This window comes from Streptococcus sp. 5905 (assembly GCF_013276505.1).
Taxonomy (GTDB): domain Bacteria; phylum Bacillota; class Bacilli; order Lactobacillales; family Streptococcaceae; genus Streptococcus.
Genome location: NZ_VMLC01000005.1, coordinates 64,950 through 88,491, shown reverse-complemented (window position 1 = coordinate 88,491; position 23,542 = coordinate 64,950). Strand labels below are relative to the sequence as shown.

Genomic DNA, 23,542 nt, shown 5'->3' with positions numbered 1-23,542 from the left:
ATTATTAATTGTCTGTTTCTACGAATCGTCCTAAGATGTGGACATTTTCGGATACAGAGACAAAGGCTGTTGGATCAACCTGTTTCATGATGTGTTTAAAATCATTAAACTCTGCTCGCGTGATAACCGTAATCAAGACTGCTTTTCTCTCATGATTATAGGTTCCTTCCGCATCGTGGATCATAGTAGCTCCGCGGTGCAATTTTTTATGGATTTTTTCGATTACCTTGTCAGGATTACTGGTCACAATCATAGCCTGCATGCGTTTTTGCTTGGTAAAGACAGCGTCTGTCACACGACTAGAGACAAAGATGGTGATCATTGAGTAAAGGGCGTATTTCCAACCAAAGGTCAATCCTGCTATCAGCATAATGGTCCCATTCACTAAGAAAGAAATACTGCCGACATTTCTCCCTGTCTTCTTTCGAATGGTCAGACTGACGATATCTGTACCTCCGCTAGAAATATTGTTACGGAGCGCAAAACCGATTCCCAAGCCCATGACAACCCCCCCAAAAAGGGCATTGATAATGGGATCCTCTGTCAAGGTCACAACTGGTACAATCTGGATAAAGAGGGAACTCATGGATACTGTGATAAAGGTAAAGATTGTAAACTTATGCCCAATCTGATACCAAGCCAAAATCATCAACGGAAAATTGATGGCATAAAAGGTCAGCGATATCGGAATGTAAAACCCAAACCAGTGATGACTCAAGGCAGAGATGATCTGTGCCAAACCTGTCGCACCACTGGAGTAAACGTGTCCTGGTTGAAAAAAGAAATTGACTGCTACTGCTGACAGAAAGCCATAAACCAGAGAAGCCGATACTTTCTCATCGTATTTTTCCCGAGAGATACTTTGTAAAACTCGTAAGATTTTTATCTGATAAGCAAAGCGGCGCAGATAATAGCGCCACCGCTTAATTCGTTTTGCTTGTTTCATCTTCTTCTACTTGTAAGCTGAGTTCCTCTAGTTGTTTGAGAGCGACTGTTGATGGAGCTTGTGTCATTGGGTCGGTTGCCTTATTGTTCTTAGGAAAGGCAATGACTTCACGGATATTTTCTTCTCCTGCTAAGAGCATCACAAAACGGTCAAGACCGATAGCCAAACCACCGTGTGGTGGGAAACCATAGTCCATGGCTTCAAGAAGAAAACCAAACTGGTCATTGGCTTCCTCAGCTGAGAAACCAAGAGCCTTAAACATGCGTTCTTGAAGGTCTTTTTGGTTGATACGAAGACTACCACCGCCAAGCTCATAACCGTTCAAGACGATATCGTAAGCAATGGCACGAACATTGGCCAATTCACCTTCTAATTCGTGGGCTGTTTCTTCCTGTGGAAGGGTAAATGGATGGTGGGCGCTCATGTAGCGGCCTTCTTCTTCAGACCATTCAAACATTGGCCAATCAACCACCCAAAGGAAGTTGAACTTATCGTTATCAATCAAGTCAAGCTCTTTAGCAATACGGCCACGAAGGGCACCAAGTGTTGCATTCGCCACTTCAAGCGTATCCGCCACAAAGAGAACCAAATCCTTATCTTCAAGACCAAGTGCTGCAGTCAAGTTTGCTTGGATGACAGTCAAGAATTTGGCAACTGGTCCGTTTAATTCCCCATCCACAACCTTGACCCAAGCAAGACCTTTGGCCCCGTACTGCTTAGCTACTTCGGTCATCTTGTCGATGTCTTTACGTGAATAGTTGTCCGCAGCTCCTTTAACCACAATGGCTTTAACGGCAGGTGCTTCTGAGAAGACTTTAAAATCAACACCCTTGACAACTTCTGTCAAGTCCTGAAGCAACATATCAAAACGGGTATCAGGTTTGTCAGAACCATACAGAGCCATCGCGTCATCGTACTTCATACGAGGAAATGGAAGCGTCACGTCGATGCCTTTTGTTTCTTTCATTACGCGCGCAATCAAGCCTTCTGTGATATCTTGAATTTCTTGCTCACTAAGGAAAGACGTTTCCAAGTCGACCTGGGTAAACTCCGGCTGGCGATCCCCACGCAAGTCCTCGTCACGGAAACATTTGACGATTTGGTAATAGCGGTCGAAACCAGCATTCATCAAGAGCTGTTTCGTGATTTGTGGGCTCTGAGGAAGAGCGTAGAAATGTCCTTTATTGACACGAGATGGCACCAAATAGTCACGCGCCCCTTCTGGCGTTGACTTAGAAAGGAATGGCGTCTCCACATCGATAAATTCCAACTCATCCAAGTAGTTGCGGATAGAGTGGGTCACCTTAGCACGAAGCTTAAGGTTTTCTAGCATTTCTGGACGACGAAGGTCAAGGTAACGGTAACGCAAACGTGTATCGTCATTGGCCTCAATCCCATCCTTAATTTCAAAAGGTGTTGTTTTGGCTGTATTAAGTACTATCAGAGCTGTCACATTTAACTCAACCGCACCAGTCGCTAATTTATCATTTGCTTGCTCACGCGCAGCAACCTGACCAGTCACCTCAATGACAAACTCACTGCGAAGGCTTTCTGCTATTGCCATGACTTCTGCAGATACTTTTTCGGGGTTGATAACCAACTGCATGATCCCTTCACGGTCACGAAGGTCAATAAAAATCAAACCACCCAAGTCACGACGACGGCCAACCCACCCTTTCAAGGTCATTTCTTGTCCGATGTGTTCCTCACGAACACGACCAGCATACATACTACGTTTCATGTTTTCTCTCCTCTTTTATTCTGTTACTATTTTACCATAAAAGCGCAGGCTCTTCATGAAAATCAGCAGAAAAGTTTGGTTGCCTTTAGAAATCAAAACAAACAGACAAAAAATCCGATGAAAATGTCATCGGATTCCCTGAATAGGATTTTTAACCTTTTTTACGCTTTTCGGCAATCTCAGCTGCCTTTTTGGGTAGAACAATCTCCGTCGCATAAGCTGTTGCAAAACGTAAGATTCCAGCAATAGGCGCAAAGACAACTGCTAGATAGTTGTAAAAGAAGTCGCCTTTAAAGGCATAGGCAAGTGCCCCGATGATAAAGAAGAGAACGACCGCCTGTATCACTGCTAATAAAATTACTCGTTTCATGTGACCTCCTGACTCTATTATAGCATGAGTATCATCAAAAAGCCGATTAAATTATTCAAAGCGTGTAAAGAAATGCTATAAAGAAGACCTTTTCGGCTCACATAAGCCAGACCCAAACTCAATCCCAGACTGGCATAAACTAAAAACTGTTGCAAAGTCCCTGGAAAATGAATCAAGGCAAAAAGCACACTCGATACGAGGAGAAACAGAGCTGTCTGTTTGCTGTTGTTTTGCTTAGGAAAGAGATAGCGCGCCAGCATCCCTCTAAAGATGAGTTCTTCCGTCAGAGGAGCAAAGACCACTACCATAAAGAAACCAAAGACAGGCTGAGCAACTGTCAATTGTGATACGATTTGTTGATTGACTGATGGATCATCTGGCAAAAAGAACTGGGCTGTAATCGCCACTAGCAAAACTAGGGTTGGCAACCAAATGAAACGATTAAAAGCCGTCGTCTGGATGCTAACCTTTTCTGTCTGATACCATCTGTAAACTCCATAAACATAGGCTCCTGACAGGACGATATAAAGTGGCAAGACTCCAAAGATTGAAGCCCCTAGTCCAAGAGCTGACAGAGCCATACTCTGAACCAGACCATAGCCAAAGAAAAAGGATAGAACAGCTAGAAGAAACCAGCCAAGATTTTTAAGTAATTTCATAAAAGACTCCTACTTTCCTTTATAACTATTTTTCAATACAAAGAGACTAGCTAATCCTAGCAAAAGGATCCATGCTAGCAAAAGAGCAAGACTTCTCAAAGATAACTCTCCGCCACCTTCTTTTAACAGACTTACCAAAGGTCCAATGAAAGAATAGTCCAACAGTTTTTGAGCAGTTTCGTTTTGAACGGCAAGAATGGGCAAGAAAGAGAAAGTCAGCATAGGAAAAATACTATACACTTGCGCCTTAGACTGAGTATCTGATACTGCACCGATAAGAAGATTAAGAAAGATCATGCTGATAGTTGCCAAAAACAGATAGAGTCCATAAACAAGAAAGTAGTTTGTCAAATCAACTTTAAGATACAGAGGTAGAACAACCATCGAAAGAAGCATCACGAGAAGAGGAAGAGCCATCATGCTCAGAGTATACTCCGTTGCTGTCACTCCACTTAGTATGAGTGATTTAAGATTGCGTTTTTCCTTGTCCTCAGCTATCATAATCGATACTATATAACCACTTCCCATACTCAAGACCATTGTCAAACTCGTAGAGAGAAGAAACATACTCAATTCTCCACTCTTGTTTAAGAATTCATTATTTAGGATAGCAATACCAAAGGGCATCAGCAAAGTCGCTAACAAGGTTGAATTGCTAATAATAACTTGTAACCTCAACCAAAGAAGGGCATTTAATTTTCTAAACATCTAACTTTTCTCCTGTCAATCTAATAAAGATTTCTTCTAAAGTCGGTTCACACGAATGAACAGCTATTAGATTTGTCGTATTCAAATGAGGCAATTCTTCAAAAGGAACCACTTGTTCGCACCCATCTTGATAGCGTAAACGAACCTTTTTATCCACATGGTATTTCTGGATAATCTCTTGTGGGCTACCATACTCAATCAAGTTTCCCTTATTTAAAAGAGACAGTCGGTCGCAAAGCAAGGTTGCTTCATTCATATCGTGGGTTGTTAAAAAGATCGTTGTCCCAGTCTGCTTCAATTCTTGTAAGAGAGCATGAATCGATTTTGAGGTGGTAGGATCAAGACCACTTGTTGGCTCATCTAGAAAGAGAATTTTGGGAGAGTTTAGAAGAGCACGGGCCAAGAACATTCGCTGTTTCATACCTGTAGATAATTTTTCTGCGATAAGGTTTTTAGCATCTGATAATCCAACCTGTTGGAGCACCTGATTTACTCTATCCGACTTGAGGCCATATAACTTAGCGTAGATGAGAAGATTTTTGTAAAGACTCATCTTTTCATAAAAACCACTGCCATCACTAACTATACCGATTTGTTCCAAATCGTTTGAGGTTAAATCTTGAGAATTCTTGCCTAACAAAATTGTCTTACCTTGATCGGCAGCCAACTGACCTGTTAAGACGTTGATCATGGTTGTTTTACCTGAGCCAGAAGGTCCAAGAAAACCAAAGATTTCGCCTTCCTTAATCTCAAAAGAAATCTGATGAAGAGCTTTTTTGCTCCCAAAACTTTTGCTTACATTTTCAACACGAATCATAAAAACTCCTTTTACTTAAAGTAACGTTTTGTTTTGCGTAATTGTGCAAGGTTGATATAAATATGAATAGCAACCGCTATAATTAAAGCAATCAGCTGTACTTCACCTAACACCAGTGATAAAACCATCAAGAGAATGTAGATAGCTGGCAAGATCGTCTGATTAATCTTGAGCAAGATTAAGTAAGCTTCTTCCATTTCTGCTTGTTTTTCTCCCTCATCATAAGTATCTAGGAATTCTAACATTTCCTTAGGGGTTGCCATGATAGAAAGTTTATAATTACGGATCAAGCTAGTCGTGTTGAAGCAATAGCTACCCACAAAAATTACAAGTATGGCTAAGAGAAAAGGAGATAAAGATAATCTAAACTCAGGAAACATAGCAACTAAGCTGAATAACATACTAATTAGCAAAATACTGTTAGCCACTGTACCATAATCTAAGAAACGATACATCCTAATATAGTCTTGTTCACTTTGTTCATCGTCTTCTTCTCTTTGGTAGTTATTGTAGGCTTTACGACTCATTCTGGTAAAATAAAGAGCTAAAATTGTTGAAATAATTCCAAGCCAGAAAAAGAAGGTATCTAAAACAAACAGTACTTGATCTTGAGAAATCTCTGAACGAAGACTAGCAAAACCCGTACCGATCATTCCCAATAAAACACCTAACAGTAAACTCCCCAACAAAATTAATAAATGTTTCTTTTTCATATTCATCCTTTCTCTAAACTAATCCAGCTAACCACTGACCAAACACTTTACCTGATTCATAAATAGCTGTCAAGCCCTCTGTTCCAAGTGACACCAAAATCAAACAAACAGCAAACAAAAGAATAGCTTGGTTTCTAGCTTTTTTTGCTCCATCTCCCAAGGGTTCATTGCCAAGCCAACCTGCTAGATAGGCATAGAGAGTTACTGTTATAATCCCAATCTCCGTAGAAGAGAGAAACAACAAGACTGTCACCAAACGAACGATATTGGCTTGAATGTTAAAATAATTTCCTAAACCTGCACAAACACCTGCAAGTTCTTTATGTTCAGTATCTACTTGAAAATCTGCTAAAAACTTTTTCATATTCATTCTCCTTTTTCACTTGCTAAATTGTTTGCTTTCTTTTCAATCCATTCAATTACTGGGATGAGAGCAAAGTAGACCCAAATAAATTGGTCACTTTGATACAGATTAAACCAGCCTAGGTCCATCCCAATCAGTAGAAATACGCTGACTAATAGGGCTATGGCAACTACATAATAAATCACTTTATACTTGTTCATCATTTTTCTCCTTCTTCTTTAACCAATTGAGAATGGACAAGAGGACTAAATTAATCCAAAACAAATACTTACTTTCAACAAAATAAAACCAACCGAATAATGTTCCAATCATAGCGAAAGCATTCACAATAAAGGCAAAAACACTCATATAATAAATCACTTTATACTTGTTCATCACTCATCCTCCTCTATACGAAATACCGACTCGACTGGTTCATTGAATATATGCGAAATCTTCAGGGCGATCACAATGGACGGGGTGTATTCGTCCCGTTCTAGTAGACTAATGGTCTGTCTGGAAACTCCTGCTAACTTGGCCAGTTCGGTCTGATTGAGACCATCGCGAGCCCGAAGCTCTTTTAAACGATTTTTAAGTTGCATGTCACAGACCTACTTTCCGCCAAATTCAACGGTTTGGATATCCTCAATACGTTGTAGTTTAAATTTTTCTTTTCCCTTTTTATCAACACGGCGTAGCTTGACCCATTCCTCATCAACATCCACAACTTCCCAGTTGTCTGTTCCAAATAATTGTCCAACGATTGTTGGTTTTTTCCCAATCAATTCTTTTAAAATTCTTGACATTTCTATATTTCCTTTCTCTTTTTGCTCAATTCTTTTGATTTTATTCTCTAATTTCTTGACCTTTTGGGAATGGTATATATAATACATAATCACAAGAGGTACAAATCCTAATGCCCACATAATCGTTCTTTTCTCCTTTTCTCTTAACTTGCTTATATTGTAACACATCCTTTTCTTTTTGACAAGTATATTTGTCAAAAAGTTTATGATTATTGTCATTATGCAAAAGAAAAAAGTCAGGAACAAGATCCTGACCAGTTTATCTGTCATTAAAAGCCCAATTTTTCAAAGATTTCTGAGAAGTTTTGGCTGATTGCCTCAAGTGACACTTGAACTTCTTCTCGGGTTTGGTTGTTCTTAACTGTCACTTGTCCGCTTTCGACTTCGCTCTCTCCTAGCGTGATGAGGGTCTTAGCCGCAAAGACATCGGCTGACTTGAACTGAGCTTTGAGCTTCCGGTTGAGGTAGTCACGTTCTGCTTTAAATCCTTGTTGGCGAAGGGCTTGTACCAACTCCAAGGCCTTGACATTTGCTTCTTCGCCCAAGACTGCGATATAGACATCTAGGGCATTTTCGATAGGGAGGACCACCCCTTGCTTTTCAAGGATGAGAAGCAGGCGCTCTACACCAAGTCCAAAACCAAATCCAGCAGTTTCTGGGCCTCCAAAGTAAGCAACCAAGCCATCGTAGCGACCACCCGCACAGACTGTCAAGTCATTGCCCTCGATCTCTGTGATAAATTCAAAAATTGTGTGGTTGTAATAGTCCAAACCACGCACCATATTAGTATCGATGATGTAGTCTACTCCGAGAGTTTCCAACATCTGACGCACAGCATCAAAGTGGGCTTGGCTTTCTTCATCAAGGAAGTCCAAGATAGACGGTGCATTCTCTACTGCTAGCTTGTCTTCTTTTTCCTTAGAGTCCAAGACACGGAGAGGATTTTCCTCCAAACGACGTTGGCTATCCTTAGACAAGGTCTCCTTGAGCGGTGTTAAGTAGTCGATCAGGGCTTGACGGTAGGCCGCACGGCTCTCAGGATTTCCAAGAGTGTTGAGGTGCAGTTTCACATCTTTAATACCAATCTCTTTCAAGAAATGGGCTGCCATAGCGATGGTTTCCACATCGGTAGCTGGATTGCTAGAACCAAAGCACTCCACACCGATCTGGTGGAACTGGCGCAAACGTCCTGCTTGCGGACGCTCATAGCGGAACATTGGGCCCATGTAGTAGAACTTGCTTGGTTTTTGAACTTCTGGTGCAAAGAGTTTGTTTTCCACATAGGAACGGACAACTGGCGCTGTTCCTTCTGGACGGAGAGTAATATGACGATCTCCCTTGTCGTAAAAATCGTACATTTCCTTGGTTACGATATCGGTCGTGTCTCCAACGGAACGACTGATGACCTCGTAATGCTCAAAAATAGGCGTGCGCACTTCTGCGTAATTATAGCGCTTGAAAATTTCACGGGCAAAGCCTTCAACGTACTGCCATTTGGCAGACTCAGCAGGTAAAATATCCTGCGTTCCTTTTGGTTTTTGTAATTTCATAGAAAATCCTCTTTATAACTTAATAGTCCTATTTTACCATAAATAGAGGAATAAAACAGTGAGAAAAAAATTAGGATTCAAATATCATTTTTGAGATTAAGAATTGTCAAAAAAATAGCTAGCAAGGAAAAACCAACAAATAGCATCCAAGTCAACTGTATATTCCATACGGCTACAAATGAAAAACAAGCTGTTCCTACAGGTATGGATAGGGTAAACAATAAACCCAAAAAATTACTGGTACGAGCTAGAACCTCTGGAGCTAGATTTTTCATGAGCATGGAACTAATCTTTGGTGAAACTTTACCAGACACATACAGAGTAAAAAAGAGAAATAGCAAACCAAGCACGACTTGATTGAATAAGTTAGCTAGACCAACTAGACCGATCCCTAATGTCGCCCACATCATCAATCTAGGCAAGGACCGCTTTCCAAAATAATCATTGCCCGTAAGGCTACTGATGATGACTGCTACTAAAACACAGAATTGATTGATAAATATTGCCTCTGTGTAAGAAAAATTCAAGAGAGAATGGCTCAAAAAGAAGATATTATAAATGCTTCCTAAAGCGCCACCCAAGGAATTGATAAGCAAGACAGCAAAGATCATGAAACCAAAGTTTTTCTGTCCACTTTTAAGAAAAACGAGACGTAAATTTCGGTAAATTGTTAGGAACTGGTCTTTGATAGAAAGCTTCTCATTTTTTACTAATTCGCCATCAGGAGATGAGATTGACAGGTTTAATTTGCTTCTTCCTAAAAAGAGAATAGAGGCTGATACTAGGAAAAAACAAGCATTGATTCCCGCAACGAGAGAAAAATTGTTGACCGATAGACCTAAGAGCCAGACTCCGAAAGCTTGACCACCAATAGCTGAAATATAGGTGATAAACTGGGAAAAAGAGTAAGCTTCCATCAAATCATTTTCAGCTACTTTTTCCTTAATGAGAGGCATGCGCAAGCCACCTGCAAAATCACTGATCACATCACTGATGACATTAATCAAACACAGGCTAGAAAAGGCAAAGAGACTGGCTTGACCAAGTACCAAAGCTGCTAGGAAAAAGAGAAGAGCCTGAAACAAACCGCTATAGGTCATCCATTTGACCTTGTCCCTCGTGTAATCTGCCCGAATCCCTACAAAAACTGTAAAGAGAGTCGGAAGAATCATGACAATATTCGCCATAGCAACCGCAAAAGAGGCTTGTGGCAAGGTCGATGCATAGACGATAAATACCAGGTTAAAAATCGAAGCACCAAAAGCATTGAAGAATCGTGACAAAGTTAACAGTCGATAAGCTTGATTTTTGAACAATAGTTTCATAGATAATCTCCCTTTTTGTTCGAATACTCAATGAAAATCAAAGGGCAAACTAGGAAGCTAGCCGAAGGTTGCTCAACACAGGGTTTTGAGGTTGTGGACGGAAGCTGACGTGGTTTGAAGAGATCTTCGAAGAGTATAAGTTCTATATGAAGTATGACTACAGTATAGCACTTATGAATTAGCGAGGAATTTTTTTGAATATATGCAACACACAAAATAAGAAAAAAACGATAGAACTTTTGTAATGACCTGAGAGAGGGCCAGAGTTCTATCGCTTCAAATTTCAAATTATTTTCTTAACTTGCAAATATTCAATAATCGGTCGTATTTCTATAGTATTCGGCAGATTTGTTACAGCCAAGCATCTCAAAAATACGGACAGCATCTTCCATCTTCTTTTGTCCTTGCTTGACCCTGCCTTGCTTGTTATCAAGGAGGCCTTCTGCCCACAAATAGACAATTCGGAAATAGGTCTCATTTTCCTTGTAGAAATGCTCTTCGATGACACGTTTAAAATAATGGGCATTGGTAAATTCTTCACACTCAATGCTGGCTAAAAAACCATTCAGTAGCATGGTGTGAAAAAGGTTCCGATTTCCCTTCATTTCCATTAGAAAATCAGATTTGCGGACCATTTCTCGTACATATCTAGTAAAAAGAGGAACAGATAAGAGTGGGGAACTAACTGAGAACAAATTGAGTTCATAAATTCCCCAAATCTCGGTAGAAAACAGGTAATCATGAAGGACTTTCTCTTCCTCTGCTGTTAACTCTACCGTTTCATCCATGCTTTTCATATAAGACTTGATAATAATAGCATTTAGAATATGTTTCTGTTTGTTTTGAGAATCGGCATGCTTTTGATACTCCTTGCGATACAAGTCCTCGAGAGGTGCTATGTTCTTTGGATCCAAGATATCTGTGATTTCTTTTCTCAACTCAGAATCTGTATCATACTGAAAACCTCTCGCCAGAAAGAGGATTTCCTCTACACTCGCAGATATATTTTCTAAGGCAAACAGAAACTTTCCCACCGAAAGTTCACTCTGACCTGTTTCAAATCGGGACAACATGGACGGCGAAAATTGTCCCCCAGTTGCTTGTCTTAGCGAGATATTTCTTGATTCTCGTAATTGTCTAAAGACTGTTCCAATCTGCTCCATCGCCTTCCCCTTGATTCCATATTTTCTTCATTTTATCATATTTTTCAGAAAATTCATCAAAAACTTGCTAAATTGTCAGAATTATGAGAAAATAGAGGATATTTGTCACGTGGAGGGACTGTTATGAGAGACGATATCAAAATCAATGACCGCGCTTTGGCCTTACAAGACCAAATTATCGAAAAACTAGAGAAGGTTTTTGATACAGATGTGGAATTGGATGTTTACAATCTGGGCTTGATTTATGAAATCAATCTGGACGAAACAGGTCTCTGCAAGATTGTCATGACTTTCACCGATACTGCCTGTGATTGCGCCGAAAGCTTGCCTATCGAAATCGTCGCAGGTCTGAAACAAATCGAGGGTATCGAGGACGTCAAGGTTGAAGTTACCTGGTCTCCCGCTTGGAAGATTACACGAATCAGTCGCTACGGCCGTATCGCCCTTGGACTGCCACCTCGTTAATACTCTTCAAAAATCTCTTCAAACCACGTCAGCTTTATCTCCAACCTCAAAGCTGTGCTTTGAGCAACCTGCACCTAGCTTTCTAGTTTGCTCTTTGATTTTTATTGAGTATAAGCAGGCAAATCACTTTTGAAGATGAAAAGAAGCAAGCCGAAAATGGCTTGCTTTTCTTGTTTATTTTTTACCTGACTTGTCCATATTCCAAAAGTCTGTCACGGCTCCGCGAGAAGCGGATGATACGATGTGGGCATATTTACCGAGAACACCGCGGCTGTAAAGTGGTGGCAAGGTTGTTTCTGCCTTGCGTTTTTCAAGTTCTTCTTCGGATACGGCCATCGAAATTTCTTTGGTATCTTGGTCGACCGTAACGATATCGCCTGTACGGAGGTAGGCAATCGGTCCACCATCCTGAGCTTCAGGAGCGATATGTCCGACAACCAGACCATAAGTACCACCAGAGAAACGGCCATCCGTCAAGAGGGCGACCTTATCTCCTTGACCTTTACCAACGATCATGGATGAAAGTGATAGCATCTCAGGCATACCAGGACCTCCCTTAGGTCCCACGAAACGAACAACGACAACATCGCCATCAACGATTTCATCTATCAAGACAGCCTTGATAGCATCTTCTTCTGAGTCAAAGACTTTAGCCGGTCCAACGTGACGACGAACTTTAACACCTGATACCTTGGCAACTGCTCCATCAGGGGCAAGGTTCCCGTTCAAGATAATCAATGGACCATCTGCACGTTTTGGATTTTCCAGTGGCATGATAACTTTTTGACCTGGTGTGAGGTCTGCAAAGTCAGCCAAGTTTTCAGCAACGGTCTTACCAGTACATGTGATGCGGTCGCCATGAAGGAAACCATTTGCCAAGAGGTATTTCATAACCGCAGGCACACCACCGACTTCGTAGAGGTCTTGGAAGACATACTGACCAGATGGTTTCAAATCAGCCAAGTGAGGCACACGCTCTTGGATCGTATTGAAGTCCTCAAGTGACAAGTCAACATTAGCCGCATGGGCAATAGCAAGCAAGTGAAGAGTGGCATTAGTAGAACCACCGAGCGCCATGGTTACTGTGATAGCATCTTCAAAGGCTTCACGAGTCAAGATATCTGATGGTTTGAGACCAAGCTCAAGCATCTTAACAACAGCACGTCCTGCTGCTTCGATATCTTCTTTCTTGTCGGCTGATTCAGCTGGGTGAGATGAAGATCCTGGCAAACTCATCCCTAGAACTTCGATAGCAGTCGCCATGGTATTAGCTGTATACATACCACCACAGCCACCAGGGCCAGGGCAGGCATTACATTCGAGACGTTTCACGTCCTCAGCTGTCATATCACCGTGGTTCCATTTTCCGATTCCCTCAAAAACAGAAACCAAGTCAATGTCTTTGCCATCAAGATTACCCGGTGCAATAGTCCCACCATAGGCGAAAATAGCTGGGATATTCATGTTGGCAATGGCAATCATAGAACCAGGCATGTTCTTGTCACAGCCACCGATAGCGACGAAGGCATCCACGTTGTGACCACCCATAGCCGCCTCGATGGAGTCCGCGATGATGTCACGAGATGTTAGAGAGAAACGCATACCTGGCGTCCCCATGGCAATCCCGTCTGCTACGGTAATGGTTCCAAACTGTACCGGCCAAGCGCCCGCAGATTTGACACCTTCTTTAGCCAATTTCCCAAAATCATGCAAGTGAATGTTACATGGTGTATTTTCCGCCCAAGTTGAAATCACTCCCACAATCGGTGTTTCAAAGTCCTTATCTGTCATACCAGTCGCACGAAGCATGGCACGGTTTGGTGATTTAACCATACTGTCATAAATGCTACTGCGGTGACGTTTATCTAATTCAGTCATCTTATCCCTCCCGTTTCAGTTTTTACTATTATAGCACATTTTAAAGGCAATGAACAGAAGGAAATTCTTGAATTTTCAGAAAATTTCGATTAATTTGATTGAATGGCTTCTAATTTTTTCATCTTTTTTTGTCAAGTAACTTTACTTTACAAAAAAAATGTGTTATTCTAATATGGTTGATGAAAATCAGTAGATTGAATCGAATATAAATACCTAAAGGAGAAATCAAAATGGCAGTACCTGCACGTCGCACGTCAAAAGCGAAGAAAAACAAACGTCGTACACACTACAAAGTAACAGCTCCATCTGTAAACTTTGACGAAACTACTGGAGATTACTCACGTTCTCACCGCGTATCACTTAAAGGATACTACAAAGGACGTAAAATCGCCAAAGCTGCATCAGCTGAATAATAGAAGGGAGATACCATGCGCGTAAATATCACACTTGAACACAAAGAATCTGGTGAACGCTTGTACCTTACTTCTAAAAACAAACGTAACACTCCAGACCGTCTTCAATTGAAGAAATACTCACCAAAACTTCGCAAACACGTAGTGTTTACAGAAGTTAAGTAAGCATTCAATACGAATCAATACATAAGAAAAACGCTGATTTCAAGCGTTTTTTCTTTTTTCAATTTCAATACATTTCACTATATTTCAGTCCAAACTCTACCTTTTTTAGATAAATATATCATCTGGATATTGAAGTTAAGCCCTGCTATCATTTCGATGGCAGGGCTTTTTAATGTTTGGTACACTACCTTCTTATCTGTATTTTGATGGAGCTGAAGTTGACATCTACAAAGTTTAATGTTAAAATACATTCAAAAATATATTTGAACGAGGTGTTTTATGGTTCAAAATGTTGTTACTTCAATAATCCTGTATTCTGGGACAGCCGTAGACTTACTTATTATCCTAATGTTATTTTTTGCCAAAAGAAAAAGCAGAAAAGACATCATTAACATCTATTTAGGACAATTTCTAGGCTCTGTTAGTCTAATATTGCTAAGTTTACTTTTTGCATTTGTCTTAAATTATATTCCTAGTAAAGAGATTTTAGGTTTGCTCGGTTTGATTCCAATTTTCCTAGGACTCAAAGTTTTGCTTTTAGGAGATTCTGATGGGGAAGCTATTGCAAAAGATGGTTTGCGCAAAGATGATAAAAACCTGATTTTTCTAGTAGCTATGATTACTTTTGCAAGTTGTGGTGCTGACAATATTGGTGTTTTTGTCCCATATTTTATTACCTTAAATTTAGCGAATTTGATAGTGGCTTTACTTACTTTTCTAGTCATGATTTATCTCTTGGTTTTTTCTGCCCAAAAATTGGCACAAGTCCCTTCTGTTGGAGAAACTTTGGAAAAATATAGCAGATGGTTTATTGCCGTTGTTTATTTAGGATTGGGGATGTATATCCTGATTGAAAACAACAGCTTTAACATACTAAGGACTGTGTTCGGCTAGGAGAAAAAATTATGAAAAAAGATAGTATATGCCAAGTGAATATTATAAATCAACAAAATGTTACAACCGCAACGAACTACCTTGAAAAGGAAAAAGTCCAAAAATCACTTCGCATTTTATCAAAATTTACCGATAATAAACAGATAAATATCATCTTTTATCTCCTTGCTGTTGAAGAACTCTGTGTCTGTGATATAGCCTGTTTACTAAATCTCAGTATGGCATCTGCCTCCCACCATCTTCGTAAACTAGCCAATCAAAACATCTTGGATACTAGAAGAGAGGGGAAAATTATATATTATTTTATAAAAGATGAGGAAATCAGAGATTTTTTTAATCAACTAGGATAACAACTATTTTTACTACTCTACCATTCACTCTACCTTTTATTATGTAGCATTCTAAAAACATTGCTACATCAATGTTTCTAACAGCTAAAATAGAAATTATTTAATCTTTACAGAGGTTAAATAAGCATACCTAACTCAAAACGCCTTACTGGGCGTTTTTTGCTTGATTGGTGAGCAATCTTTAGCTTTTCAGGAGAGATTTATGGCGTTTTATCTTTGGATGTTTCCTCTACTTTTTATCTTTCACGATATGGAAGAAATTATCGGTCTTGTCCCTTGGATCCGTCTCAACAAAACCTTGCTGGCCCAAAAGGCTCCAACTATTCTCAAAATCCACAAAGGAGTTACAACAGAGGGATTTGCCCTCGCTGTTTTTGAGGAATTTTTCCTTGTCTTATCCATCACTTTATTAGCACATTTTAGTCAATCTAGAGCGCTCTAATTAGTTTGGTTAGGGGGATTTGTAGCCTTTGCGCTTCATCTCTTGCTCCATATCGGACAATCAATCCTTCTTCGCAAGTATATTCCTGCTCTGGTTACTTCTACAATTTGTTTTCCTGTCAGTGCTTATTTGATTACAGACATCGTACATTTGTGGCAAGTTTCGACTAGCGAATTTTTCCTATTTTCACTGGTCGGTTCAGGCATTGTCGTCATCAATCTCCTCTTTGCTCTCTGGCTTGGAAAAAAGTATTCCGCCTGGCTTGTCCATTACTATTAACAAAAGTTCCTTGCAATTTCAATTTGCAGGGAATTTTTTCTTATCCTCCTTCACGACTAGGAGGTATTCTATTTTTTAATACAAAGCAAAAAGCCCACTGTTGTAGGCTTTCTGTAAGATATTTCTTAAAATTAAAGCATTTTGTTGTAGAATTCAACGACAAGTGCTTCGTTGATTTCTGGGTTGATTTCGTCGCGTTCTGGCAAGCGAGTCAATGAACCTTCCAATTTTTCAGCGTCGAATGATACGAATGCTGGACGTCCAAGAGTAGCTTCTACTGCTTCAAGGATTGCTGGAACTTTCAATGATTTTTCGCGAACTGAGATCACTTGACCTGGAGTTACGCGGTATGATGGGATATCAACACGTTTTCCGTCAACAAGGATGTGACCGTGGTTTACGAATTGACGTGCTTGACGACGAGTAGTCGCAAGACCAAGACGGTAAACAACGTTATCCAAACGACGTTCCAAAAGAAGCATGAAGTTGAAACCTAGGATTCCGCCTTTGATTTTTGTAGCTTGTACGAACAAGTTACGGAATTGTTTTTCACCTACACCGTAAGTGAAACGAAGTTTTTGTTTTTCAGCCAATTGCAAACCGTATTCTGACAATTTAGAACGGTTGTTTGGTCCGTGTTGTCCTGGTACGTAGTTACGACGTGCCAATTCTTTACCTGTACCTGTAAGTGAAAGGCCAAGGCGACGAGCTTGTTTCCAAGATGGTCCTGTATAACGTGACATGTGTATGTCCTCCTGATATAAATAATATTTCGGTGGAAATAGTCACTTAGAAAGCCCTGATTCGTGCAGATGCCCTTCGCCTAAACAGCCAAGGTTACTTGTCATAAGACACCTGTTGACGAGCTTCATGCTTTCCTGCTGCTATTTCACACAAAGGCTATTGTACCATGAAAAGCTAGATTTGTAAAGGGATTTTACGCCTTTATTTCAATTTGAGGCTGAATGTAAACTTGCTTCCTAAGCCATACTGACTTTCTGCTGTGATTTCGCCACCAAGCTGATGTGCTAGTTCTCGTGCAATCGCAAGTCCTAATCCATGCCCACCTGTCTTCATATTGCGCGAAGTTTCTACACGATAAAGTCGTTTAAAGATCTTTTCCAAATCTTCAGGAAGGATCCCCTGACCCTCGTCTTTCACACTGATTGTCAGCTCTTGTTCTGTTAATTGGGCAAGAACCTCGATTCTGGTTCCTGGTTCTGAATATTTAAAGGCATTGTTTAACAAATTAACTAAAATGCGAGAAAGTTTGTCAGAATGGCTCTTGATTTTCGCCGACTCAGGTGACACTTGAATGTAAACATCCCGCTCCTCTTGTTCAATCTGGAGTTGAAATTCACTCATTGACTCAATCAGCAACTGATCTAAAAAGACCTCTTCGACTTCTTCATCAGCAGTATCTTGAGGTTGTGTGTTAAGAGTCAAAACATCCAATTCCTCCACTAGCTTGTTCAGGCGCTCGGTTTGCCGACCAATCGTGGTTAAGTAGTGGAGCCGCTCCTCTTCCTTAATCACTCCATCTAGAATTCCCTCCACAGTAACCTGAATAGAAGTAATGGGAGTTTTAATATCGTGAGAGAGCTGCGCAATCATCATTCTCTTTTCTTGCTCGCTCTCATCAAGTGATTGAAAGGTGGCTTGCAAATTGTGGGACATGTCATTAAAAGCCTGGCCCAGCTCTTGAAATTCTAATGGTCCTTTGGTTTCAATTTCTGTGCTGAAATCCTTGCTTGCTATATCCTGAGCTTGTTTTTTCAAATGTTTCAGAGAAGAGAACACAGGCGACAAAAGAAAGATGCTCACTGCAGCGCCAATGAAACTAGCAATCAAGGTCATTCCAACTAGAAAGTAAACTTCACTTTTCTCAATCAACATTCGTTGGACTGCCCAGAAAACGACCAAAATCGTTAGTAGAGTCGACACTAGATACCCCACTAAAATATAGTTTTTTAATTTCATTTTCTACCTCTTGGTCTTTCCATCTTATAGCCCAAACCCCAGACAGTTTTGATAGCAGGAGCATTTGAATTTGTATACTTGGTCAACTCTTGCCTCAAAGCATGGATATGAACATTGAGTGTATTGGTATCATCCACATAGTCCTCTTGCCATACCTTCTCGTAAAGTTCCGTCTTTGAAAAGACTCTCTCAGGATTGCTGGCTAGTACCCATAGAAGTTCAAAGGATTTTACTGTCAATTCCAAAGGTTGCTCCCCAATGCGAACCTCATGAGTCACATGGTTGATTACCAAGTCACCAAACTCGATCTGTTCTGTCTCTCCTCCACGGCTAAGGCGACGCAAGATATTATTCACTCTCAAAACCAATTCGCGTGGGCTAAAGGGTTTGACTATAAAATCATCTGCCCCCAAACTTAATCCATAAATCTTATCCTGTTCGCTTGTCTTAGCAGTTGTAAAGAGGAAGGGTTGATCCGGAGCGATATACTGAACCTCACTGATAAAATCATAACCGTCCATATTGGGCATCATGATATCTGTGATAATGAGGTCGATAGATTTTTTTCTGAAAAGTTCTAATCCCTCCCTACCATCATGGGCGACCAAAACATCGTAACCTGCCTGTATAAGATAGCGGTTTTGAATATCTAGAATATCTATCTCATCATCAACCAGCAAAATTGTCTTTTTCATCTGACACTCCTTCGATAAAAACAGTGTTATACTTGCTTTAGTATAACACTATTTTCCCTAATGTTTAAGTGATTTGAATCTTAATCTTCTCGTTTGGTTGTCAAGCCCAAAAGTCCAACAAGACCTGCCAAGGCTAGACCAAAGATACCAAGGCCAGCTGTAGCCGTTTTAGCTTCCCCAGTATTGGGTAGCATCGCTTTATCATCTTTTTTCATCATATTAGCCATTGGGCTAGAAGCTGGTTGATCTACTTTCATATCTGACATATGGTGATTTGTACCCATCATACCCTCAGTCGTACCTGTAGAGCCTGTTTCAGAAGGCTTCGTATTCATCTGACCTTGTTGAGATGGTATTGTCGCCATTTCTTTTCCACGAAGTCGAATCGTTACTTGACGAGTAGCAATCAGATTGGTCAAATCAGGTTTGCCGTCTTTAGCGCCATAGACTTTAACAGTAGCTAGGTATGTATGTGTTCCGTTAGCTCGAAGTTGATCCAGCAAGGCCTGACCATCTTTGCCAACCGTATTGCCATTCAAATCCACTTCGTAGAAATATTGGCCTTTAGCCAAGCCTTCAAGTGGCAATAGAGCAGGATTTTTAGCTGTTCCGTTGTCGGACCATGGGGCTTTGTCTGAGGCTTTTAACAAGAGGCGAGTCAACATACCATCTCCACCAAAAGCTTCGTATGGAATAACTTGGTTGACACCGGCCAAGAAAGGTCCAGGAACCTTAGCCTTATCAAGGTAGCTAGCTGGAACATCAATCATGTCTTTGACATTGTTAACAACAGACTCTTTAACCTGATTTGGTGTGGTCAAGCCATTCAAGTTAACATCCAAATCTTTAGTCGCTACCAAATTAGTTAAGTCAGGCTTGCCGTCTTTCGCACCGTACACCTTGATGGTTGCCTTATAGCTTTGAGTGCCGTTTTGTTTTAAGAGGTCAAGCAGCTCTTTATCTGATTTTCCTTGGGTACCTGCCAAGTCTACTTCGTAGAAGTAAAGACCTTTGCCCAATTTCTCTACTGGTGGGAGAGCAGGATTTTTAGCTGTTCCGTTGTCGGACCATGGAGCCTTATCGGATGCTTTCAAGATAAGACGAGTTAACATGCCGTCACCAGCGAAGAATTCATATGGAATGACTTGGTTGACACCGGCTGTAAATGGTCCCGGGAAATTGGCTTTGTCCAAGTAAGTAGCTGGGACATCTACTGTGTCTTTAGTATTGTCAGCCACACCTTTTTGCACTTCAGCTGGGGTGGTCGCTGGTTGCGCTTCACTGGCTTCACGGTCTTGTCCAGAAACTGTAGACTCAGAACTTTCCACAGGTTTAACTGCATCTTCTGTTTGTTTCTTAGAGTCAGGTTGTGCTTGCACTTCTTCTTTTGGTGCTACTACTGGCTCTTTAGCAGTTTCGTCCGCTTTTTCTGAAGAGCTTGTGGTATCCACACTTGCTTTAGGTGTTGGAATAGACTGTTCTGAAGGAAGAGCTACATCGACTGCTTTTTTGAGAACCTCTGCTGGTAAGTCGCTCTTTTCACTCACCGAAGCAGCGTCTGGCACGACTTGGGCAGGAGTCGGATTGACGACATCAGCACGTGCAGAACTTGGTTGACCAACTAGGACAAAGAAGCCACTAGCCACAACAACTGAAGCAACACCGACACTGAGACGGCGAATTGACCAACGAGTATATCTCTGATTTGGATTGAATTTCATAGGATTCTCCTTAGGGTTTTCTTTTTTTGATGATTCTAGTATAATCTCCTAAAATTAAAAAGGATTAAGAAAAAGTTAAAATTTTTCTTAAATCCCTCTTATAAAATACTTATATTGAATCGTTAATTATTTGGAAAGAGAGTACCCTTCCTCTCCTACTCACTCAGTTCAGCCAGGGTGTCCAGATGTTGGTTATTAATGACGGCCATGATATAGCTATCTGCCTGCAAGAGGTCATTGGGCCCGAATTGGACATCCAGAGGAGCATTTTCGTAGGCACGAAAGCCAAGTACGTTGAGGTTGTATCGCCCACGTAAATCTAGCTGACTGAGGCTTTTACCTACCCACGATTGAGGGATTTTCATCTCGACAATCGATACATTCTTGTCCAGCTGAAAGACGTCTACACTGTTATGAAAGAGGATGGTCTGTGCCAATGAGCGCCCCATTTCAAACTCTGGTGAGATGACTGCGTCCGCGCCAATTTTTTCCAACACCTTTTTAGCTGTATGGCTTTTGACCTTGGCAATAACGGTCGGCACTCCTAGACTCTTGCAGTGCATAACCGCTAGAACACTGGACTCCAGATTTTCACCCGTTGCGACAACTACGGTATCACAGGTGTCAATCCCCGCTGATAGAAGGAGTTCTTCATCCGTGATATCTCCAACTACCCCACGCGCCAGCACAGGTTCAAATTGATTGATGCGTTCCTCGTGGTCATCAATAGCAATGATATTCATGTCATGCTTGGCTAGGGCAGCCAAAACACTGCTCCCAAAAATTCCCAAGCCTAAAATTCCAATTGTCCGATCTGACATCGTTCTTCCTTTCTTATCCGATAGTGATATCTGCTTTCATATAGTGAATCGTATCTTTCTTGTCTGGCTGGTATTCCGCTACACTGACCAGTAGTGTCAAGGGACCAATACGGCCGATAAACATCAGCAACATGACGATACTGAGGGCTAACTTACCTAACTCCGGCGTTAAATTCGCCGTTACCCCAACAGTTGCAAGTGCTGAAATGGTCTCAAACATGAGGTAGATAAAGCGCGGATTTCCTTCTGCGGTTACCCCTAATAGAATCAAGCCCAGCAAGAAGGTCAGCAAGAAGATAATAAAGACACTGAAAGATTTTTGCACGGTTCGGGGTTCAATGGTCCTCCGAGCTACATTGGCATGAGGCAAGCCCAATAATTCACTGCGAGCAAAGACCAACAAGACAAAGAAGGTCGTAATCTTGAGCCCCCCTGCTGTCCCTCCAGGTGCCCCGCCCAGAAACATCTGCAAAATGTAGATCAGTAAGGTAACTGGTCGAGCCTGGGTGTAGTCAATTGAAGCAAAGCCTGCAGTTCTCATACTGACTGTCTGGAAGAAACTAACTAGCAGTTTTTCTGGAGCGCTGAGATTTCCAATCGTTCCAGGATTGTTCCACTCGATGAACAAAGTCGATACGGTTCCAAAGAGCAGAATTCCCGCCGTTAAAAAGAGAACCAGCTTGGTATGAAAGCGAAGACGGCGTTTTTTCTTCCCAAACTGGGTCGCTAGGTCAAACCAGACCATAAATCCTAGCCCCCCCGTGATAATCAATCCTGCAATCACTAGATTGATCAAGGGATCCGTTTGAAAAGCTACCAAACTCGTACTTCCAAAATTATCAAATCCAGCATTACAGAAAGCTGAAACAGCCAAAAAGATAGAAGTTAAAACCCCTCGTCCCCATCCAAATTCAGGAATGAAGCGGAAACTCAGAAGAAAGGCACCGATCCCTTCCACCAAAAAAGTCGTCAGAAAAATCGAGCGGATGAAGTCCTTTAGAGACTGGGTTTCTCCATAACCAAAACTTTCTTGAATAGTCTCACGGCCACGAAGACTGAGCTTTTGCTTGCCTTGGATATAAAAGATTCCGATAAAAGTCATGAGCCCCAAACCGCCAATCTGGATCAAGAGCATACAGATCAACTGGCCCCATATATTGTAAGTAGAGGCTACCGGCTGGGTAAAGAGCCCTGTCACACAGACCATAGACACAGTCGTAAAGAGATGGTCAAAATAGGTCGCTTGTGACGTTGTTGCTTGCACAAAGGGAAGGCTTAAAAGAAGCGAGCCCAAGAAGATTACTAGAGCAAAACTTAAAAAGATGCGACGGGCTGGCGATAAACGAGCCAGTGTCGTCCTGATTTTTTCCAAAAAAGATTTGAATAACATAGCTACATTCTACCATAAAAACAGTAAGAACACTCACATGTAGTGCACAATGGCAAGACAGAGTTCGAGTGCCTTATCAAAAGCTTCTGCGCCCCAGTCACGACTGTCGTAGTTATCTAGATCCGCTAAGGAGTCTGCGGTAAAGAGCAACTCTCCCCAGATAACCCCACGTAGCTGGGCTACTGCCGCAAGAGCAGAGCACTCCATCTCCACAACAGCACAGCCTTCTTCCTTGCGATAGGCAACCTTTTCAGCCGTCTCTCGGTAAAAACCATCTGTCGTCCAGGTCATGACCTCCTCGTAAGGAATGCCTCTTTGTTCCAAGACTTGCTCAATGGCAGAGATAGCCTCAATCTGCATCTCCATATAACGAGAAGGCGCTGCATAGTGGTAGCTGGTCCCCTCATCTCGCAGAGCGCGAACAGGGACGAGAAAGATATTTTCCTCTATATCGGCTAGGACGCCACAGGTTCCAGTGGAAATGATTTGCTCCACACCATAGCCAATCAACCAATCCATAAACTGGGCTGCTGGAGCAGAACCAACAGGCGCTTGGGCCAGACAAATCTTCTCGCCCTTGTAGTGGAGGACGTACACTGGATACGTTTTAGTGGCAGAAACGAACTCACCAATACAGTCCGCCCCTACTTCCTGAGCATAACGGTCAATCTCCTCCTCCAAAAATGCATAGATACACTTCTTTGGCAACTTCAAATCTAACCCCTCATGCGTTGGCATAATGACCGCCTGAGGATTGTCATCAAACTCTAAAATGGGAATCGCATGCTTCTGAATCATAGCCCACCTCCTCTAATTTTGTACTATTGTATCAAAAGATGACACAGTGTCAAGGAGTTGTCTTTATACTCTTCGAAAATCAAATTCAAACCACGTCAGCTTCACCTTGC

29 protein-coding genes and 1 pseudogene are annotated in these 23,542 nt (G+C 41.4%); 6 read left to right on the top strand and 24 right to left on the bottom strand.

Annotated elements, in window-relative coordinates:
* Window positions 1-4: 4 nt before the first annotated feature.
* The 15 genes from HT680_RS08230 to HT680_RS08160 all read right to left on the bottom strand — a co-directional run bounded on the left by HT680_RS08230 (window position 5) and on the right by HT680_RS08160 (window position 11,141).
* Window positions 5-946, bottom strand: coding sequence for a YitT family protein (locus HT680_RS08230; protein WP_173259602.1), 942 nt, complete (start codon window positions 944-946; stop codon window positions 5-7).
* Window positions 924-2,687, bottom strand: a complete 1,764-nt coding sequence (gene aspS, locus HT680_RS08225) for an aspartate--tRNA ligase (protein ID WP_173259600.1) — start codon at window positions 2,685-2,687, stop codon at window positions 924-926. The genes HT680_RS08230 and aspS overlap by 23 nt, the downstream gene beginning before the upstream one ends.
* A 151-nt stretch (window positions 2,688-2,838) precedes the next feature.
* The gene (locus HT680_RS08220; protein ID WP_038804236.1) at window positions 2,839-3,057 is read right to left on the bottom strand and encodes a hypothetical protein; all 219 of its coding nucleotides are present in this window, start codon (window positions 3,055-3,057) and stop codon (window positions 2,839-2,841) included.
* A gap of 17 nt (window positions 3,058-3,074) precedes the next feature.
* A complete protein-coding gene (locus HT680_RS08215) occupies window positions 3,075-3,716 on the bottom strand; it encodes a type II CAAX endopeptidase family protein (protein WP_173259598.1) in 642 nt (213 codons plus the stop codon).
* A gap of 9 nt (window positions 3,717-3,725) precedes the next feature.
* Complete coding sequence (locus HT680_RS08210) at window positions 3,726-4,424, bottom strand: ABC transporter permease (protein ID WP_173259596.1); 699 nt, start codon at window positions 4,422-4,424, stop codon at window positions 3,726-3,728.
* On the bottom strand, window positions 4,417-5,241 hold the full coding sequence (locus HT680_RS08205) for an ABC transporter ATP-binding protein (RefSeq protein ID WP_173259594.1): 825 nt from the start codon (window positions 5,239-5,241) through the stop codon (window positions 4,417-4,419). The genes HT680_RS08210 and HT680_RS08205 overlap by 8 nt, the downstream gene beginning before the upstream one ends.
* Before the next feature lie 11 nt (window positions 5,242-5,252).
* Window positions 5,253-5,954: a DUF3169 family protein gene (locus HT680_RS08200; RefSeq protein WP_038804363.1), complete on the bottom strand. Its 702-nt coding sequence runs from the start codon at window positions 5,952-5,954 to the stop codon at window positions 5,253-5,255.
* Window positions 5,955-5,967: 13 nt separating this feature from the next.
* Window positions 5,968-6,318: a PspC domain-containing protein gene (locus HT680_RS08195; protein ID WP_173259592.1), complete on the bottom strand. Its 351-nt coding sequence runs from the start codon at window positions 6,316-6,318 to the stop codon at window positions 5,968-5,970.
* 2 nt (window positions 6,319-6,320) lie between these two features.
* Window positions 6,321-6,518, bottom strand: a complete 198-nt coding sequence (locus tag HT680_RS08190; RefSeq protein ID WP_001046130.1) for a hypothetical protein — start codon at window positions 6,516-6,518, stop codon at window positions 6,321-6,323.
* A complete protein-coding gene (locus tag HT680_RS08185; protein ID WP_001046118.1) occupies window positions 6,505-6,693 on the bottom strand; it encodes a hypothetical protein in 189 nt (62 codons plus the stop codon). Before HT680_RS08185 ends, HT680_RS08190 begins: the two co-directional genes overlap by 14 nt.
* Window positions 6,693-6,899, bottom strand: coding sequence for a helix-turn-helix transcriptional regulator (locus HT680_RS08180; protein ID WP_173259590.1), 207 nt, complete (start codon window positions 6,897-6,899; stop codon window positions 6,693-6,695). The genes HT680_RS08185 and HT680_RS08180 overlap by 1 nt, the downstream gene beginning before the upstream one ends.
* A gap of 9 nt (window positions 6,900-6,908) precedes the next feature.
* Window positions 6,909-7,373, bottom strand: coding sequence for a hypothetical protein (locus HT680_RS08175; protein ID WP_173259588.1), 465 nt, complete (start codon window positions 7,371-7,373; stop codon window positions 6,909-6,911).
* Window positions 7,373-8,653 (bottom strand): histidine--tRNA ligase, encoded by a 1,281-nt coding sequence (hisS, locus tag HT680_RS08170; RefSeq protein WP_173259586.1) that lies wholly within the window; start codon window positions 8,651-8,653, stop codon window positions 7,373-7,375. The genes HT680_RS08175 and hisS overlap by 1 nt, the downstream gene beginning before the upstream one ends.
* A gap of 77 nt (window positions 8,654-8,730) precedes the next feature.
* Window positions 8,731-9,978 (bottom strand): transporter, encoded by a 1,248-nt coding sequence (locus tag HT680_RS08165; protein WP_173259584.1) that lies wholly within the window; start codon window positions 9,976-9,978, stop codon window positions 8,731-8,733.
* Window positions 9,979-10,289: 311 nt separating this feature from the next.
* Window positions 10,290-11,141 carry an Rgg/GadR/MutR family transcriptional regulator gene (locus HT680_RS08160; protein ID WP_173259582.1) on the bottom strand — a complete coding sequence of 284 codons (852 nt, stop codon included), beginning with the start codon at window positions 11,139-11,141 and terminating at the stop codon, window positions 10,290-10,292.
* Between the two features lie 123 nt (window positions 11,142-11,264).
* Between HT680_RS08160 and HT680_RS08155 the strand changes: the two genes are divergently transcribed.
* Window positions 11,265-11,606, top strand: a complete 342-nt coding sequence (locus tag HT680_RS08155) for a metal-sulfur cluster assembly factor (RefSeq protein WP_001204052.1) — start codon at window positions 11,265-11,267, stop codon at window positions 11,604-11,606.
* 174 nt (window positions 11,607-11,780) lie between these two features.
* Here the strand turns inward: HT680_RS08155 and ilvD are convergent, their stop codons facing one another.
* Window positions 11,781-13,484, bottom strand: a complete 1,704-nt coding sequence (gene ilvD, locus HT680_RS08150) for a dihydroxy-acid dehydratase (RefSeq protein WP_173259580.1) — start codon at window positions 13,482-13,484, stop codon at window positions 11,781-11,783.
* Window positions 13,485-13,714: 230 nt separating this feature from the next.
* Here ilvD and rpmF point away from each other — a divergent pair, with 230 nt between their 5' ends.
* Both rpmF and rpmG read left to right on the top strand, forming a co-directional pair.
* Complete coding sequence (gene rpmF / locus HT680_RS08145; protein ID WP_000290417.1) at window positions 13,715-13,897, top strand: 50S ribosomal protein L32; 183 nt, start codon at window positions 13,715-13,717, stop codon at window positions 13,895-13,897.
* A gap of 15 nt (window positions 13,898-13,912) precedes the next feature.
* On the top strand, window positions 13,913-14,062 hold the full coding sequence (rpmG, locus tag HT680_RS08140) for a 50S ribosomal protein L33 (RefSeq protein ID WP_001265622.1): 150 nt from the start codon (window positions 13,913-13,915) through the stop codon (window positions 14,060-14,062).
* A gap of 77 nt (window positions 14,063-14,139) precedes the next feature.
* On the opposite strand, the gene HT680_RS09210 is transcribed toward rpmG, so the two are convergent.
* The gene (locus HT680_RS09210; RefSeq protein ID WP_084975733.1) at window positions 14,140-14,313 is read right to left on the bottom strand and encodes a FanG protein; all 174 of its coding nucleotides are present in this window, start codon (window positions 14,311-14,313) and stop codon (window positions 14,140-14,142) included.
* Window positions 14,314-14,341: 28 nt separating this feature from the next.
* On the opposite strand from HT680_RS09210, the gene HT680_RS08135 reads away from it, so the two are divergent.
* The 3 genes and pseudogenes from HT680_RS08135 to HT680_RS08125 all read left to right on the top strand — a co-directional run bounded on the left by HT680_RS08135 (window position 14,342) and on the right by HT680_RS08125 (window position 16,027).
* Complete coding sequence (locus HT680_RS08135; protein WP_021002064.1) at window positions 14,342-14,956, top strand: CadD family cadmium resistance transporter; 615 nt, start codon at window positions 14,342-14,344, stop codon at window positions 14,954-14,956.
* Window positions 14,957-14,967: 11 nt separating this feature from the next.
* Entirely contained in the window at window positions 14,968-15,306 is a 339-nt protein-coding gene (gene cadX, locus HT680_RS08130; RefSeq protein WP_000711085.1) for a Cd(II)/Zn(II)-sensing metalloregulatory transcriptional regulator CadX, read from the top strand.
* Between the two features lie 202 nt (window positions 15,307-15,508).
* Window positions 15,509-16,027 (top strand): annotated as a pseudogene (locus HT680_RS08125) (HXXEE domain-containing protein).
* 131 nt (window positions 16,028-16,158) lie between these two features.
* Here the strand turns inward: HT680_RS08125 and rpsD are convergent.
* From rpsD to HT680_RS08090, 7 genes are all read right to left on the bottom strand, one after another.
* Window positions 16,159-16,770 (bottom strand): 30S ribosomal protein S4, encoded by a 612-nt coding sequence (gene rpsD / locus HT680_RS08120; protein ID WP_000092756.1) that lies wholly within the window; start codon window positions 16,768-16,770, stop codon window positions 16,159-16,161.
* 202 nt (window positions 16,771-16,972) lie between these two features.
* A complete protein-coding gene (locus HT680_RS08115; protein ID WP_173259578.1) occupies window positions 16,973-18,007 on the bottom strand; it encodes a HAMP domain-containing sensor histidine kinase in 1,035 nt (344 codons plus the stop codon).
* Window positions 18,004-18,702: a response regulator transcription factor gene (locus HT680_RS08110; RefSeq protein WP_173259576.1), complete on the bottom strand. Its 699-nt coding sequence runs from the start codon at window positions 18,700-18,702 to the stop codon at window positions 18,004-18,006. The genes HT680_RS08115 and HT680_RS08110 overlap by 4 nt, the downstream gene beginning before the upstream one ends.
* Window positions 18,703-18,782: 80 nt before the next feature.
* A complete protein-coding gene (locus HT680_RS08105) occupies window positions 18,783-20,423 on the bottom strand; it encodes a fibronectin-binding SSURE repeat-containing protein (RefSeq protein ID WP_173259574.1) in 1,641 nt (546 codons plus the stop codon).
* 155 nt (window positions 20,424-20,578) lie between these two features.
* Complete coding sequence (locus HT680_RS08100; RefSeq protein WP_173259572.1) at window positions 20,579-21,244, bottom strand: TrkA family potassium uptake protein; 666 nt, start codon at window positions 21,242-21,244, stop codon at window positions 20,579-20,581.
* A 13-nt stretch (window positions 21,245-21,257) separates the two neighbouring features.
* Window positions 21,258-22,634, bottom strand: a complete 1,377-nt coding sequence (locus tag HT680_RS08095) for a potassium transporter TrkG (protein WP_173259570.1) — start codon at window positions 22,632-22,634, stop codon at window positions 21,258-21,260.
* A 33-nt stretch (window positions 22,635-22,667) separates the two neighbouring features.
* On the bottom strand, window positions 22,668-23,432 hold the full coding sequence (locus tag HT680_RS08090) for a nucleoside phosphorylase (RefSeq protein ID WP_173259568.1): 765 nt from the start codon (window positions 23,430-23,432) through the stop codon (window positions 22,668-22,670).
* Window positions 23,433-23,542 lie beyond the last annotated feature (110 nt).